This is a genomic window from Rummeliibacillus sp. JY-2-4R, from assembly GCF_053847205.1.
The window spans coordinates 1,336,770-1,352,704 of record NZ_CM132623.1; the positions used below are offsets into that span (position 1 = coordinate 1,336,770).

12 protein-coding genes are annotated in these 15,935 nt (G+C 34.2%); 11 read left to right on the plus strand and 1 reads right to left on the minus strand.

What is annotated here, in order from left to right; genetic code table 11:
• Positions 1-169 precede the first annotated feature (169 nt).
• From ACWV26_RS06345 to ACWV26_RS06390, 10 genes are all read left to right on the plus strand, one after another.
• Complete coding sequence (locus ACWV26_RS06345) at positions 170-1,759, plus strand: ATP-binding protein (protein ID WP_455897506.1); 1,590 nt, start codon at positions 170-172, stop codon at positions 1,757-1,759.
• A 1-nt stretch (position 1,760) separates the two neighbouring features.
• Complete coding sequence (locus tag ACWV26_RS06350) at positions 1,761-2,441, plus strand: response regulator (RefSeq protein ID WP_455897507.1); 681 nt, start codon at positions 1,761-1,763, stop codon at positions 2,439-2,441.
• 237 nt (positions 2,442-2,678) lie between these two features.
• Positions 2,679-3,983 carry a CitMHS family transporter gene (locus ACWV26_RS06355; protein WP_455897508.1) on the plus strand — a complete coding sequence of 435 codons (1,305 nt, stop codon included), beginning with the start codon at positions 2,679-2,681 and terminating at the stop codon, positions 3,981-3,983.
• A 153-nt stretch (positions 3,984-4,136) separates the two neighbouring features.
• Positions 4,137-5,648: a lmo1851 family serine protease gene (locus ACWV26_RS06360; RefSeq protein ID WP_455897509.1), complete on the plus strand. Its 1,512-nt coding sequence runs from the start codon at positions 4,137-4,139 to the stop codon at positions 5,646-5,648.
• 355 nt (positions 5,649-6,003) lie between these two features.
• Positions 6,004-6,903: a CobW family GTP-binding protein gene (locus ACWV26_RS06365; RefSeq protein WP_455897510.1), complete on the plus strand. Its 900-nt coding sequence runs from the start codon at positions 6,004-6,006 to the stop codon at positions 6,901-6,903.
• A 187-nt stretch (positions 6,904-7,090) separates the two neighbouring features.
• Positions 7,091-7,990, plus strand: a complete 900-nt coding sequence (locus tag ACWV26_RS06370; RefSeq protein WP_455897511.1) for a CAP domain-containing protein — start codon at positions 7,091-7,093, stop codon at positions 7,988-7,990.
• Between the two features lie 715 nt (positions 7,991-8,705).
• Positions 8,706-9,488 (plus strand): CAP domain-containing protein, encoded by a 783-nt coding sequence (locus tag ACWV26_RS06375; protein ID WP_455897512.1) that lies wholly within the window; start codon positions 8,706-8,708, stop codon positions 9,486-9,488.
• Between the two features lie 101 nt (positions 9,489-9,589).
• Positions 9,590-11,017: a spore germination protein gene (locus tag ACWV26_RS06380; protein WP_455897513.1), complete on the plus strand. Its 1,428-nt coding sequence runs from the start codon at positions 9,590-9,592 to the stop codon at positions 11,015-11,017.
• Entirely contained in the window at positions 11,014-12,054 is a 1,041-nt protein-coding gene (locus tag ACWV26_RS06385) for a GerAB/ArcD/ProY family transporter (RefSeq protein WP_455897514.1), read from the plus strand. The genes ACWV26_RS06380 and ACWV26_RS06385 overlap by 4 nt, the downstream gene beginning before the upstream one ends.
• 50 nt (positions 12,055-12,104) lie before the next feature.
• Entirely contained in the window at positions 12,105-13,136 is a 1,032-nt protein-coding gene (locus ACWV26_RS06390; protein ID WP_455897515.1) for a Ger(x)C family spore germination protein, read from the plus strand.
• Between the two features lie 41 nt (positions 13,137-13,177).
• On the opposite strand, the gene ACWV26_RS06395 is transcribed toward ACWV26_RS06390, so the two are convergent.
• Positions 13,178-14,539 (minus strand): MATE family efflux transporter, encoded by a 1,362-nt coding sequence (locus tag ACWV26_RS06395; protein ID WP_455897516.1) that lies wholly within the window; start codon positions 14,537-14,539, stop codon positions 13,178-13,180.
• A 250-nt stretch (positions 14,540-14,789) separates the two neighbouring features.
• Here ACWV26_RS06395 and ACWV26_RS06400 point away from each other — a divergent pair, with 250 nt between their 5' ends.
• Positions 14,790-15,869 (plus strand): undecaprenyldiphospho-muramoylpentapeptide beta-N-acetylglucosaminyltransferase, encoded by a 1,080-nt coding sequence (locus tag ACWV26_RS06400; protein WP_455897517.1) that lies wholly within the window; start codon positions 14,790-14,792, stop codon positions 15,867-15,869.
• Positions 15,870-15,935 lie beyond the last annotated feature (66 nt).

A 15,935-nucleotide genomic window follows, 5' to 3' on the forward strand; every position in this document is an offset into this window, starting at 1 on the left:
TGGATGTAGAAATATTAGAATTAAAAATAAAGAATTATCTATTACGACTGAGTTGATTTCTAACATAGAAATTACTCAGTCCTTTTTCGTAAAGAGTAAATGGTGCTAGTAAATTCTTATGATAATGTTAAAATATTTGTAACATAATAAAATAGTAAGGAGAGGACGAATGCGGAAATTTTCACTTCAAACTAGGATTCTAGGTTTAACTTTTTCATTAAGTCTACTTTTAATTATTCTATTAACATCTTACTATACATATATGGAAGGCAAACAAATCGTTGATGACAAAGGACGTTTAGCTTTAGAACTTTCAAAAACAATTTCTTCAATGCCATCTATCACAAATGCATTTGATTCGGAAGATCCATCAAAAATAATTCAACCCATAACAGAAAAAATCCGTAAGAAGACAGGAGCAGAATTTATTGTTATAGGGAATAAAGAAGGCATTCGATATTCTCATCCAGACCCATTGAAAATAGGCAAGGAAATGGTCGGAGGAGATAATGACCGAGCCATTTTAAATGGACAGTCTTATATTTCTGAAGCAAAGGGTTCGCTTGGCCTTTCAATGAGAGGTAAAACACCTATTTTTAATAAAAACGGCGAAATTATCGGCATCGTATCTGTTGGATTTTTGGTGGAAGATATTGAAAAGCAAATATTTAATGATATTTCAAAGGAACTTTTCATCTCATTATTAGCCTTGCTAATTTCAATTATTGGAAGTTACTTGCTTGCAAGAAGCATTCGAAATGAAACACTAGGATTAGAGCCATATGAAATTGCACATTTATATAAAGAAAAAAATGCCGTTTTACATTCTGTTCAAGAAGGGATTTTGTCCATAGACCAAAATGGTAAAATTACATCGATGAATCAACCTGCGAAAAGGATGTTAGGTGTCAATGGTTCTGTTCGGACTTTACAGGTTGATGGTTTTTTTCCTTCTAGTGAATTGTATGATGTATTGAAATCGGGGAAATCCAAAATTGATATTGAAATATCCTGGAAACAAAAAGAGATGATTGTTAGTTGTACACCTATATTGGACAAAGAAAGAGTTAGAGGTGTCGTTGCATCATTCCGTGAAAAAACAGAGATTGAACAGATGATGAATACGTTATCTGAGATGAAAACGTATTCGGAAGAGTTAAGAGCACAAACACATGAATTTACCAATAAATTATATGTACTATCAGGGCTTATGCAGTTAGGTGAATACGATGAAGCGATTGAAATGATTCAAAGTGAAACATCCGTATTGCAAATCCAAAACCAAATTGTATTTGAACAGATTAAAGATAAGAAAATCCAAGTTATTCTATTAGGGAAAATAGGCGTAGCATCCGAGAAAAAAATACTATTTGAAATTAACTCAGAAAGTTATTTAGAACAACTTCCAGAACATATTTTACTTTCTCAGTTAACTCTCATTCTTGGCAATATTATTGATAATGCATTTGATGCAGTCACAAGTGTTAATAATCCTATTATTAAATTTTTTGCCACTGATATAGGGGAAAATATCGTTTTCGAAGTAAGTGACAATGGAAAGGGAATTTCAGATGAAGATGTATCTTCTATTTTCCAAATGGGCTTTACTTCAAAAGAAGGAGAGTCAAAAAGGGGTTATGGGCTTGCCAATGCTGATAAAGCAGTCAAAGAATTAGGTGGCATGATAGAAGTAGATAATGGATCAGAAAACACCGTCTTTACAGTGTATCTTCCAAAAGATTTACAAGGGGGAGAATGAAATGAAAATCAAAACGGTTATTGCTGAAGATGACTTTCGAGTTGCCGCTATTCATGAAAAGTTTCTAAAAAGCTTTAAAGAAATCGAAGTGGTTGGAAAAGCATTAAACGGTAAAGAAGCAATTCAACTTTTAGAACAACAACAACCAGATTTACTATTATTAGATGTCTATATGCCTGATCAACTTGGTACAGATCTACTTCCGAAAATAAGAAAACAGTATCCACAAACTGATATTATTATGATTACAGCAGCAACAGATAAAGAATTTTTTGAAAAAGCACTACATTACGGTGTAGAGTATTTTTTGATTAAACCTGTTAATATTGATCGTTTCAAGCAAACGATTGAGGAATATGTTAATAAATATCAGCTGATGCATTCGAAAGATGAAATCAATCAAGATTTTGTAGATTTGATTTTCAATAGATCACCAAAATCTGATGAAAATCCAGAAATGACCTTACCTAAAGGAATTGATGAACTTACTCTAGATAAGGTGAAAAATGTTTTGCAGAATAGCGATTCAAGTTTGTCTGCAGAAGAAGTTGGATTCAAAATAGGTGCTTCTAGAACAACGGCTAGACGTTATCTTGAATTTTTGGCTTCTATTAAGTGTTGCAAAGCGGAGGTCGTCTATGGAGCAGTAGGAAGACCAGAACGTAAATATTGTAAGATTTAAGTTAATACCTCGTTTATACTAAATAGTTTGTTTTGGAGAAATGATAAATTAGCACTCCAAAATGAGCTATTTTTTATTTTAACTTCAAAATTAGAATCACTAAAAAAACCGTGAACAAAATGAACAAAAGTTTTTAAATTTTTTTAATACACATTATTTTGCAATCGCTTACAAACCCGTAATTTTGTTTTACAATTTAACTACTTTCACAAAACATATAAATAAGGGGTGTTTCGAATGTTAGCGATTTTAGGATTCTTAATGATTTTAGTTTTTATGGTTCTAATCATGTCCGGCCGACTTTCAGCTATGCTTGCATTAATTATTGTGCCATCAATTTTTGCAATAATCGGTGGATTTAGTAAGGGTATGGGTGATATGGCTGTAGAAGGGATTAAAAGTGTTGCTCCTACAGGAATCATGATTTTATTTGCTATATTGTTTTTTGGTATTTTAATTGATGCGGGTGTATTTGACCCAATTATTAATACGATTTTAAAAGTAGTTAAAGGCGATCCAGTTAAAATTACAATTGGAACTGCCATTTTAGCACTTCTTATTTCATTAGATGGTGACGGTACCACAACATATATGATTACGATTTCAGCGATGCTTCCGCTTTATAAAAGAATTGGTATGAAACCAATCACTTTAGCAGGTATTGCAGTATCAGCTTCTGGCGTTATGAATTTACTCCCATGGGGAGGACCTACTGCTCGAGTAATGACAGCGTTACATTTAGAAATGTCCGATGTATTTACACCAGTAATTCCTGCAATGATTGGTGGCGTATTATTTGTCTTACTAATGGCTTACGTAGTAGGTAGACAAGAAAGAAAAAGAGTTGGCATTATCGAAATTAACTACCAACCAACAGCAGAAGCACAATTTGCAGCTACTACAGTAGAAAATGTATCATCACTTAAACGTCCAAAATTAATTATTTTCAATTATGTGTTAACAATTGCTTTACTTTATGCGTTAATCTCTGAATTACTACCTCCAGTATTCTTATTTATGATTGGTTTTGCGATTGCTTTAATTGTCAATTATCCAAATGTAAAGGATCAAAAAGAACGTGTAGCAAACTATGCAGATAATGCATTATCAGTAGTATCTATGGTATTTGCTGCAGGTATCTTCACTGGTATATTATCTGGTACACATATGGTTGATGCGATGGCGAATTCAATCATTAAATATATTCCAGATTCAATGGGTTCACACTTTGCAGTTATAACAGCTATTATTAGTGCTCCATTTACATTCTTTATGTCAAATGATGCGTTTTACTATGGTGTCCTTCCATTACTAGCAAAGGCTGGTGCCGTTTATGGTATCGATCCTGCTTTAATAGGAAGAGCTTCACTGTTAGGGTTGCCAGTCCATCTTCTAAGCCCACTTGTACCTTCTACTTATCTATTAGTAGGTATGGTTGGTGAAGATTTCGGTAAATTGCAACGAAGCTTCTTGAAATGGGCATGCGGATCAACGATTGTCATGATAATTGTTGCTATTCTATTAAGTATTATTCCATTGTAAATAATAGTTTAATTGAAACTTTGTATGACAATTTATAAATTTTCTAAAGGCTGTCAAGGAATTTGGCAGTCTTTTTCTTTTCGTTGAGCATAATTCCTGATATTATTGTATAAGAGTGTTTGAAACACTGGCAGATTGAAAGTGGTGAACAAGATGGATGATAAAACAAAAGTTGACCCGGAACAAAACGAACCACATAAAGAGCATAATGGAAAAACTCCTCAAGATGTAGCACCAGCAGGTAAATACATACGTATGAAGCCATTTGCTTTAATTATGATGGTAATTGTTTTGATTCTTGCAACTTCAGGTATCACAATCTTTGCCTTAACTTTTGGAGAAAAAAAGGTAGTAGAAGTTCGAACACCTACTACAAATACAGAATTCCAAAAATTATTTAATGCTTATGATGAGATATCAAAAGGCTACTACAAAAACATTGATACAGATGCATTGGTAAATGGTGCAGTGGACGGTATGATTAGTGCACTTGGTGACCCTTATTCAGATTATATGAATAAGCAACAAGCAACTGAATTCAACGAAAGTATTTCTTCTAGTTTCCAAGGAATCGGTGCAGAGATTCAAGAAAAAGACGGACATATTGTTGTTGTGTCCCCAATTAAAAACTCTCCTGCAGAAAAAGCAGGTATAAAAACAAACGATATTATTAAAAAAGTGGATGGTAAAAGTATTGATGGTATGACAGCATCAAAAGCCGTACTATTAATCCGTGGTGAAAAAGGTTCAAAGGTAAAACTTGATATTCAACGTGGCGCTGCAGATAAATTAATCACGATGAATATAACTCGTGATGATATTCCTGTTGAAACTGTCTATGCAACTATGGAAAAAGACAAAATTGCACATATCCAAATTACTAGCTTTTCAGAAGGTACCTATAAAGAATTATTAAGTGCCCTTGATGAAATGGAAGGTAAAGGGATGAAGGGTCTTGTCATTGATGTACGTCAAAATCCAGGTGGTCTTGTGAATTCAGTTGTCGATATTGCAAGCCTATTTGTAAAAACTGGACAACCGATTGTTCAATTTGAAGATCGAAGTGGTAAAAAAGAAGTTGTAAATGCAAAAGATGGAAGAAAAGTAAACGTACCTCTGTCTATTCTAATTGATGGAGGAAGTGCATCCGCTTCTGAAATTTTAGCAGGTGCTCTAAGTGAATCTTCAAATGTGAAATTAATAGGTGAGAAATCCTTCGGCAAAGGTACAATGCAAACAGCGGAAAACCTTCCAGATGGTTCAAACCTTAAATTTACAACTGCAAAATGGTTAACTCCAAAAGGTAACTGGATACACGAAAAAGGAATTCAACCAAATTATAAAGTAAACTATCCAAGCTATGCTTCACTACCTTATCTAAACCCAGATAAGACATTAAAAGAAGGATCGCTTTCTGATCAAGTAAAAGTTGCAGAGAAAATGTTAAATGCATTAGGTTATAATCCAGGCAAAATTGATGGCTTATATGATGCTTCTACAACATATGCTGTACAACAATTCCAACAAAAGCATAAGCTAAAAGTTACTGGCGAATTAAAAGCTGATACATCTTATGCCATCATGGAAGACCTTCGATTGAAAATTAAAAAAGACGACCCGCAATTGAAAAAAGCAATGGCAGTTGTAAAAACTGAAATTAAATAAGTAGAAGAAAAAAGGAGCTGACGAGTACATTGTCAGCTCTTTTTACATAACGAGCTTAAAATTTAATTTGAAGTATTAACACAGTGTAAAGAAGTTAATAATGGGATGAACTGATTGGGCAAATTCTATTAATGTGACGAGTTGATTTAAAGGCGGTTAAAATATTACAACATGAAATATTAACAGTTTTTACTTAGTCCTAAAAATCCTATTTTGAGGTAAATAACTAGGTATATAGATCAACTTAGAATCTCTTTTATGGCATATTTCTATTAAATTATTACATTTCAATTACAAAAACTATACAAAAATTAAAAAAGAGTTTACAATATAATTAATTTCAGGAGTGATAAATATGAAAGAAGTTTATTTATTTAGTGGATTTTTAGGAAGCGGAAAAACAACTTTACTAATAGATATTATTCGCCAATTTAAAGAGCAAGGCATTAAGCCAGCGGTGATGATGAATGAGCTAGGCGAGCTTAATTTTGATTCACAAGCAGTAGAAGAGGGGATTCCGTTAAAAGAAATTTTAAATGGTTGCATTTGCTGTTCCGGTGCCGAAAAAACAGAAGCTCAAATTCAATCATTATTAGCAGAATCTAATTTTGATGTCTTACTAATAGAAACAACCGGAGCAGCTCATCCTGTTGAAGCGTTAGATGCTGTTTATTCACCACTATTTGCGAATGAGTTAAATATCAAAGGGATTATTACTGTTGCAGATAGTAAACGCTTTTTAGAACGCCAACAAATGTCTCCTCAAACACGATCACTATTTCTAGAACAAATTCGTCATGCGCATCTAATCTTAGCCAATAAGATGGATTTATTAACTGAAGAAGAACGTGCAAAAGTGACATTTGAATTGCAAGGGTTAAACCCAAATGCACAAATCATTCAAACTACTAACGCGAAAGTTCCATTGAAGTTTTTGCAAAGTTTACAGGCTACATCTAGACCTACTGATATTCATAAAGCCGATTTGGGACATCATTTACATTTAAGTTCTCGACTTGTTACATTTACTGAACAAGCAAACTTTACACAAGAGGAATTTGAAGATTGGGTGCGTTCAATCCCTGAATCTATTTATCGTATGAAAGGGTATGTTCCAGTTAAAGGAATAAAAAATCCCATGCTTTTCCAATATGCATATGGATTAACCCAATGGCTTCCAGAATATGTACATATGGAACCAAATCTTGTCATTATCGGAGAAAATGTAGACGAGTTAGATGTTATTGGACAGTGAAAAACTACTCTTTTTTAATAGTGTCAACCCATAAAGAATAGTAATAATCAGATAGACTACAAGATTCTCCCAAATCAAACCCTATAAGAATGCTAGATTACAACCCTGTTGGAGAAAGTGGTAATCCTTGGTCAATTTTTTGCCTCCAGAATGCGTTAAGCTTGATGCAGACAAGGAGGAATGCAAGATGAAAAAAACGACAAAATGGGTATTACCATTAAGCCTACTAATGACGGTGGGAGTTTACAGTGGAGCTCTTGATGCTTCTGCTAAAACAATCACACAAGATACAGCTAAGCAAACTTCAATGTCAGATTGTGATTGGCAAACTGCACAACAACAAGCATATGAGTGGGTGAAATCATACCAAAACCAAAACTCACCTGTGCAATTTAAAGTAGTAAAAGTATCTACTAACGATATTAATAATTTCGAAAAATTATATAGCGAACATTATGGTTCAAACCAAGCAACAAAACCTACAACAGGTTCAAACCAAGCAGCAAAACCTACAACAGGCACAACTCAAGCAGCAAAACCTACAACAGGTTCAAGCCAAGCAGCAAAACCTACAACAGGCACAACTCAAGCAGCAAAACCTACAACAGGTTCAAACCAAGCAACAAAACCTACAACAGGTTCAAACCAAAGCACAAAACCAGCAACAGGTTCAAACACCTCAACTTCAGCAAATTCTAATAGTTCATCTGTTTCACAATTTGAACAAAAAGTAATCGAATTAACAAATGCTGAACGTGCAAAAGCAGGACTTAAAGCATTACAAGCTGATACAAAATTAATGCAATCTGCAAGATTAAAATCAGATGATATGGCAAAAAATAATTATTTCGATCATACAAGTCCAACTTATGGTTCACCATTCGATCAAATGAAATCTCTAGGAATTTCATACAAATCAGCAGGTGAAAACATTGCACAAGGTCAAAGAACACCTGAAGAAGTTGTACAAGCTTGGATGGATTCACCAGGACACCGTGCAAACATCATGAATTCATCATACACTCATATTGGTGTAGGATATTCAGCTAACGGTAACTACTGGACTCAACAATTTATCGGTAAATAATGATAGATTGATAATTTAATATACTAATAAAAACCAGCCAAAACATTGGCTGGTTTTTTGTTTGAAAACAAGAGGGAAAAACTTGTGTAGCTCATCCAGTTAAAGAGTTAGCTGCTGTTTATTCACTACTATTTGTTGATGAGTTGGATTATCAGGGATTATTACAGTCGACGTTTCATAAACGCCCACAAATGTCTCTTCAAACTCAATTATTATTTTTCGTCATGCACACTTAATTTTGGCTAAATAGATGGGTTTATTCACCAAAGTAGGAGTGACATTTGAAATACTAGGATTAGAACCCAGCGCAAATCATCTAAACTTCTAACGCGAAAATACCATTAAAATTTTTACAAAGTTTATATTCTACATCAAGACTTACTGAACTATAAAGCAGATTTAAGATATTATTTACATTTAAGGACTATACTTGAAACGCTATAAATCATAAGTCAACTTGATATGAAACCAAATCTTGTCATTATTAGAGAAAATTTAGACTTAGTTTAATGTTACTAGCCAATAAAAAAATCAGTCTAATGGAGTAAGTGTCAACCCAATTAGAATAGTAATAATCAGATAGACTACAAGATTCTCCCAAATCAACCCCTGTTAGAATGCTAGATTACAACCCTGTTGGAGAAAGTGGTAATCCCTGGTCAATTTTTTGCCTCCAGAATGCGTTAAGCTTGATGCAGACAAGGAGGAATGCAAGATGAAAAAAACGACGAAATGGGTATTACCATTAAGCCTACTAATGACGGTGGGAGTTTACAGTGGAGCTCTTGATGCTTCTGCTAAAACAATCACACATAACACAGCTAAGCAAACTTCAATGTCAGATTATAATTGGCAAACTCAAAAACAAGCTTACTATAAACATAGAGGTTCATACCAAGGTACAAAACCAACAACGGGTACGAACCAAGGCGTAACACCAACAAATGATTCAAACCAAGGAACAACACCAACAACAGATTCAAACCAAAGCACGACACCAACAACAAACTCTAACCAAGAATCAACACCAACAACAGGTTCAAACCAAGGTTCTACATCAAATAAAGACACAGGTTCAAACACTCCATCTTCAACATCATCAAATTCTAATAGTTCATCTGTTTCACAATTTGAACAAAAAGTAATCGAATTAACAAATGCTGAACGTGCAAAAGAAGGACTTAAAGCATTACAAGCTGATACGACATTAATGCAATCAGCAAGACTTAAATCAGATGATATGGCAAAAAATAATTATTTCGATCATACAAGTCCAACTTATGGTTCACCATTCGACCAAATGAAATCTCTTGGAATTTCATATAAATCAGCAGGTGAAAACATCGCACAAGGTCAAAAAACACCTGAAGAAGTAGTACAAGCTTGGATGGATTCACCAGGACACCGTGCGAACATCATGAATGCTTCTTACACTCATATCGGTGTAGGTTATTCAGCTAACGGTAACTACTGGACTCAACAATTTATCGGAAAATAATAATAGGTTCATAATTTAATATATTAATGAAAACCAGCCAAAACTTTGGCTGGTTTTTTGTTTAAAAGAAAAGTTTTCATTCCATACTGGATTAGAAAGGAGTGAAGATCTTGTTACTTTTAGAATCCATGGTCGACAAAATAAAATCTGCCTTTCATAACTCAATTGATATAGAGGTAAAAGAGATTTTTTTTCCTAACGAAAATTATGCCATTTTATGCTATTTCACTTCTATGGTCAATAAAGCAAATGTGCAAGAGCAAATTAATTTACTTAAATTTCAAGCATCTGTAGATGATAAAAAGTGGGCAGAAACAATTGCCTCGATGAGAGAACCTTTCCAAATGGAAAAGTTAATAGAATATGTTTGTGGTGGAGAAACTGTCATTTTATTAATGTCAGAACTGCAGATGATTCATCTAACTTTACCAGAAATACCAAAGCGTGCAATAGAAGAACCATCGAACGAACACGTTATTCGTGGTCCTCATGTTGGCTTTGTTGAAAGTTTTGAAACGAACATGGCCATGTTGCGGAAACGACTCAATCGTCCTGACTTTGTTGTTAAAAGTATAGAAATTGGTACCGATACAAAATCAAACATTTATTATATGTACTTGGATAAAGTTGCAGACATGCAAGCGGTATCCTATGTGGAATCGAAGTTAAAAATAATGAAGGAAAAAGTTAATGTCATCGTTTCAGCTAGTGCAGTTGAAGATTATTTAGATGAATTTCCTTATTCTCCTTTTCCTCAATTGTTAAATACAGAAAGGCCTGACCGAGTGTTTGCCAATTTAATTGAGGGAAAAGTAGTGATAATGTCGGATTTTTCTCCAACGGCAATGATTGGACCTGTCACATTCTTTTCCTTTTATCAATCACCAGATGATTATAATGGACGTGTGTTAACCAATTCATTTTATAGAGCTGTCCGGATGATTGGCTTTTTAATAGCTATTTTTTTACCCGCTTTTTATATAGGAGCTGTGAGTTACCATTTTGAAGTATTCCCCCTTGAATTGAGTCTGAAGCTAAAGTCTTCAATTAGAGAAATTCCCTATCGACCAATTATAGAAGCGTTGTTACTAGAACTTATAATCGAGATGATTCGAGAGGCAACCATACGTTTACCACAAGCGATGGTTCAATCAATTGGTATATTAGGCGCATTAGTAATTGGGGATGTCATTATTAAATCGGGACTTGTCTCGGATGTAATGGTGATCGTCGTGGCATTAACCGCAATATCCTGTTATGTGTTGCCGTCTGTGGAGTTAAATACGACAATTCGGATTTTACGCTTCCCATTTATGTTTTTAGCTGCTGTATTGGGCTTTTTTGGAATTGTAATAGGAGCATTCATTTTATTTATCCATTTATTTAATTTAACCTCTTTAAAAGCTCCCTACTTTTATCCATATGTACCTTTAAATATAAAAGACCTGAAACAGACTCTATTCCGTGAACCTTTTGTAAAACCATCTCCCCAACCAAATTCGTTTGATCCGAAAGGAAAGAAAAAATGAATTTTCGCTTAACAAGAATTCAACTTTTTCTCATAGTATTTATGACTCAGACTGGAGTAATTTATATATCTTTTCAACAAGGGATTATCGTAAAAGGGGGAAGGGATGCTTGGTTAATGTTTGCTGCAGCTTCTATCTTCAATTATTTACTGTTAGTATTTTATGAAAAAAATTATAAATATTTTCGATTAGGGAAGATTACATCATGGCTCTATATTACCTATTGGCTCATCCTAATCATTAGCTTTTTGGCATATATTCAATATACTTTAAACACTTGGGTTATCCAATATACACCCACATTTGTAACTTTGACAGGAATACTGTTGGTCTCCCTTTATATCAGTTTAAGTAGACCAGCTACTGCCATTAACATAGTAGGGTTAATCATTCCATTGATGATTCTGTTCATTTTCTTTATAATATTTTGTTTTCCTCAATTGAAGTTTGATTATCTTTTACCGATTGGCACAAGTACAGTACCTCAATGGATGAAAGGAGTATATTTAAGCACTGCTGCATTTATGGGGATAGAATGTTTTATTAATTTAAGAAAATTTGTCGCAGAAGGTGAAAAAGTGGCAGGTAAACCACTATTCATTTTCCACTTTGTGGTGTTTTTTTATATGGGTAGTTCTATTGTTATCTCAGAAACAAATTTTTCTTTGTCTGAGATCAATCTAATACCAGAACCTATTATTTATATATTAAAGTCGCTACAAGTTTCATTTGTTAAACGTTTAGATATATTTTTCGTTTATATTTGGCTTGCAGAGTGTATTATTACTCTTTCTCTGTATATGTTCAATATAAGAGTCGTTTACTTTGCTAAAAAGAGGAAACATCCAAAGCTTATGATTGTTATTTTCCATTGTCTTATTTTAGTTTCTACTCTGTACTTAGTCCGCTTTGATCGAATTAACTTTATAAGGGAATATCTTGGCTATTTATATTTCATTTTTCCATTGCTTTTACCTATTATCATTGTTTTCTTCAATAAAAGGAGAGATTCCAAATGCGCAAGGGAATCATCATAATTGTGTTAATCCTTCCTATTTCCCTACTTGTGGGCTGTTGGGATGAAAGGTTGTACAAAGATTTTACGGAAGTTACTTTAATAGGGGTTGAGGGGAATATAGGAGATTTGAAAGGATACTATGCTTCATCGAATAATCCTAATGATCCGACGAAACTTTCGGTAATTGAAGGGGTTGGAAGGACACCCAAAGAGGTTCGAGATAATGCGAATTTAAAAATAAGTAGAACTTTAGATCTATCTGAACTTGCAACGATTTTATATTCGGAGGAAACAGCGAAGGGATATCTTCCGGATTTGTTAGACGCTTTATATCGAAATTCAGCTTATCCCGTCTCAGCAAAAGTAGCCATTACAAAAGGTGATGCGAGAAAATATGTTGAGGCGAAGGGTGCTAAATTGCCTGGTGAAATTGGTGAAACATACCAAAAATATCTCCAGAGTTTTGAACAGGTTAGTATTTTTCCAAAGGGAATGGATTTGCAAAAATTGGGGGCAGTTTTTTTTGAAGAAGGAAAAGATGCGGCATTACCTTATTTGGATTTTAATGATCAAATTGGATTACCTGTTGTAAAGGGGCTTGCATTGCTTAATAATCGGAAATATTCAGGTAAAACATTAAATATTAGAGATTCAATGCTATTGGTCTTATTAACTGATGGGGTAAATAAAACAGCTTCAATGTCATTTGTTTTAAAAGAAAATGATCATAAAAAACCTGTGTCAATAGATATTATTAGATTTAAAAAGAAAATAAAAATAGAAAAAAAAGGTGATGGAGGGATTGTTCATATAAATGCAAATTTAAAGGTGAATATCTCGGAATTCCCATTAGGGGATACAATGAATAAGAATCGCAAAAAAGAAATAGAGAAATTTTTAGAGAGTGAGATTAAAAAAAATATTAACCATATGGTCAAAAAATGCCAAGAAGCGCAATCTGATGCTTTAGGTATTGGTAGAATTGTAAGAGCCCATTACCCTAATATGTGGAATGATGGCCATTGGAAAGAAAAATACGCAAAATTAGAATTTAAACCGAATGTACAAGTTGAGATTATAAGAACCGGTATTTTAAGATAGCCGGAAATTATGTATAAAAAATGCAACGAAAAATCTCCCTATTAAGAAGGAGATATATTTCGTTGCATTTTTCTTTGGACATACCATAGTCGAATACTCAGAGAAATCGCTCCTGCTGCTAATCCTGAAATTAATCCAATCCAGTAACCGTATGGACCAAAATCTGTAAAATTAGCTAGAATATATCCAAGTGGAAGACCAATAATCCAGTAAGAAATTAGTGCCATTACAAAAGTGATGGTCACATCCTTATATCCACGTAATGCTCCTTGAATTGGGGCTTGGATGGCATCTGAAAGTTGGAAAAAGGCGGCATAAGTTAAGAAGTGACTAGCAAGGGCAATCAAATGAACATCATCACTATAAATTGCTGCAATTCGCTCTTTAAAAATAAGTAAGACAGTTAACGAAATCACACAAAAAGAAATAGCAGTTGCAATACATAATAAGCTATATGTTTTCGCATCCTGAATTCGTTTTGCTCCTGTTTCAAAGCCGACCATAATGGTTGCCCCCATCGAGATACTTAAAGGAATCATATATAATAGACTTGCAAAATTGAGTGCAATTTGATGTGCACCAATGACTTCAGTACTGTAATTACTCATTAAGATTGTAACTACAGAGAAAATACTACCTTCTGCGAAAATGGCTAGCCCTATCGGTATACCAAGTTTTATTATTTCCATGCATTTTGAAACATTTGGCTTGGGTAATTTTTTGAATAACTCAAATGATGAAAAAGGTGTACGCTTAATTGTGATGAAAATCGCGATCCCACAAATCAACCAATAGGTAATTGCAGAAGCTACACCTGAACCAACGCCACCTAGCTCAGGAAAACCAAGATTTCCATAAATAAATAGGTAATTAAAGATTATATTGATAGGTGCTGCCATTAAAGTAATCGTCATAGAAACTCTTGTTTGTCCTAAAGCATCTATAAAATAACGTAGAACGCTATAGATAAATAAAGGAAATAACCCAAAACACATAGCAACTAAATAGTTATGAGCAACCGTATGTACTTTTGCATCTAATGACATTTTCGATAATATTGGGTCAATCGCAAGCATCATGCAACAGAAAATAATGAGTGCAATAGCAATGGCTACATAAAAACCTTGCTGAATTGAAAATGTGGCTTCTTTCTTATCTTTCCCGCCGATTAATTGTGCTACAATAGGGGTTATAGATGAGAGTATGCCTGCTAATCCAGTATATACAGGCATCCAAATCGAAGAACCGATGGATACACCCGCTAAATCTGCTGTGCTATATTTACTTGACATCAAAATATCAAAAAATGACATTAAATATAATGCAATTTGGGTGATCAAGATAGGGAATACTATTCTAAACATAAGTGCCCATTTTGCGCTAATCGTAGTTGTTTTATACACTTGTTTCATCTCCCATTAAAATCATGTTTTTTGTATGTTGTTCGTATAGTAAAATAAGTACTTGTGGCGTTCGTATTCTATCTATCTATTATTAGGGTGCGTTCGGCTTTATAATAGAATCCAGCTGTGGGCGCTAGGCTCTCAAGGTGCACGGGATGTGTACCCAGTAGCCATTGATCTTACGATGTCGCGTTAGGCTATCTTCGAAAAAGCGCCCTCCGCTTTTATTAGAATAGGAGAAAAATTTATTATGACTAAACAAACTGTAATTTTGACAGGTGGCGGTACTGCTGGCCACGTTTCACTTAATCAGGCTATCATACCATCTTTTATAGAAAAAGGCTATGATGTTCACTATATTGGTTCAAAAGAAGGGATTGAAAAGGATATTATAGGTCAGGCGTTTCCTGAATTGCCATTCCATTCGATTTCTAGTGGAAAGTTAAGACGCTATTTCTCTATGAAAAACTTTACAGATCCTTTTCGTGTATTGGCGGGAATTTCACAAGCATTATCAATTATGCGCCGTGTAAAACCAATTGTTGTTTTCTCTAAAGGTGGATTTGTTTCTGTACCAGTTGTCATGGCGGCTAAACTTTCAGGAATTCCTGTAGTTTCTCATGAATCAGACGTAACACCTGGTTTAGCAAATAAATTATCATTACCATTTGCTTCTCACATTTTCACAGTCTTTAAACAAACGTTAAATCATTTGCCTGCAGAGAAATCAACGTGTACAGGCTCCATCATTCGCCCAGCGTTATTTGAGGGGAAGAAAGAAAAAGGTTTAGCTATGTGTGGTTTCCAAAATGGAAAAGAAACGATTCTTATTATGGGCGGTAGCCAAGGGTCGAAGTTTATCAATGATGCGGTTCGTGCGAATATGGTGCAATTATTAAAAGATCATAATATTATCCATTTATGTGGGAAAGGTCATATTGATGAGGCTCTTGTTGATATGCCAGGTTATAAACAATTTGAATATGTAACCACAGAATTACCTGATCTTCTTCATGCATCCGATTACATTGTGTCTCGTGCAGGATCTAATTCCATCTTTGAATTTTTAGCATTAAAAAAACCAATGCTATTAATCCCATTATCTTTGGAAAAATCACGCGGGGACCAAATTTTAAACGCCAAGTTGTTTTTTGAACAAGGCATAGCAGAAGTTTTACAAGAGGAAGAGTTGAATAATCGCAGCTTTATGAAAGCAATGGAGACTTTGAAGGCTCATAAAGATTCTCTTATAAAGAATATGAGTTTAGCTGAGTCACCAAAAACACCAGATGAAATGGTAGAGCTAATTACTCAGTATGCAAAGGCATAACATAAAATTAGACCATTTAGTTTCCCTTATTAGTGGCAACTAAATGGTCTTTTTTGCGTTTGCTAT

Bases quoted from the DNA above. Each gene is read 5' to 3' on its own strand.
- ACWV26_RS06355 (WP_455897508.1), top strand. From the start codon at position 2,679: ATGTTAGCGATTTTAGGATTCTTAATGATTTTAGTTTTTATGGTTCTA.
- ACWV26_RS06365 (WP_455897510.1), top strand. From the start codon at position 6,004: ATGAAAGAAGTTTATTTATTTAGTGGATTTTTAGGAAGCGGAAAAACA.
- ACWV26_RS06370 (WP_455897511.1), top strand. From the start codon at position 7,091: ATGAAAAAAACGACAAAATGGGTATTACCATTAAGCCTACTAATGACG.
- ACWV26_RS06360 (WP_455897509.1), top strand. From the start codon at position 4,137: ATGGATGATAAAACAAAAGTTGACCCGGAACAAAACGAACCACATAAA.
- ACWV26_RS06375 (WP_455897512.1), top strand. From the start codon at position 8,706: ATGAAAAAAACGACGAAATGGGTATTACCATTAAGCCTACTAATGACG.
- ACWV26_RS06345 (WP_455897506.1), top strand. From the start codon at position 170: ATGCGGAAATTTTCACTTCAAACTAGGATTCTAGGTTTAACTTTTTCA.
- ACWV26_RS06385 (WP_455897514.1), top strand. From the start codon at position 11,014: ATGAATTTTCGCTTAACAAGAATTCAACTTTTTCTCATAGTATTTATG.
- ACWV26_RS06350 (WP_455897507.1), top strand. From the start codon at position 1,761: ATGAAAATCAAAACGGTTATTGCTGAAGATGACTTTCGAGTTGCCGCT.
- ACWV26_RS06400 (WP_455897517.1), top strand. From the start codon at position 14,790: ATGACTAAACAAACTGTAATTTTGACAGGTGGCGGTACTGCTGGCCAC.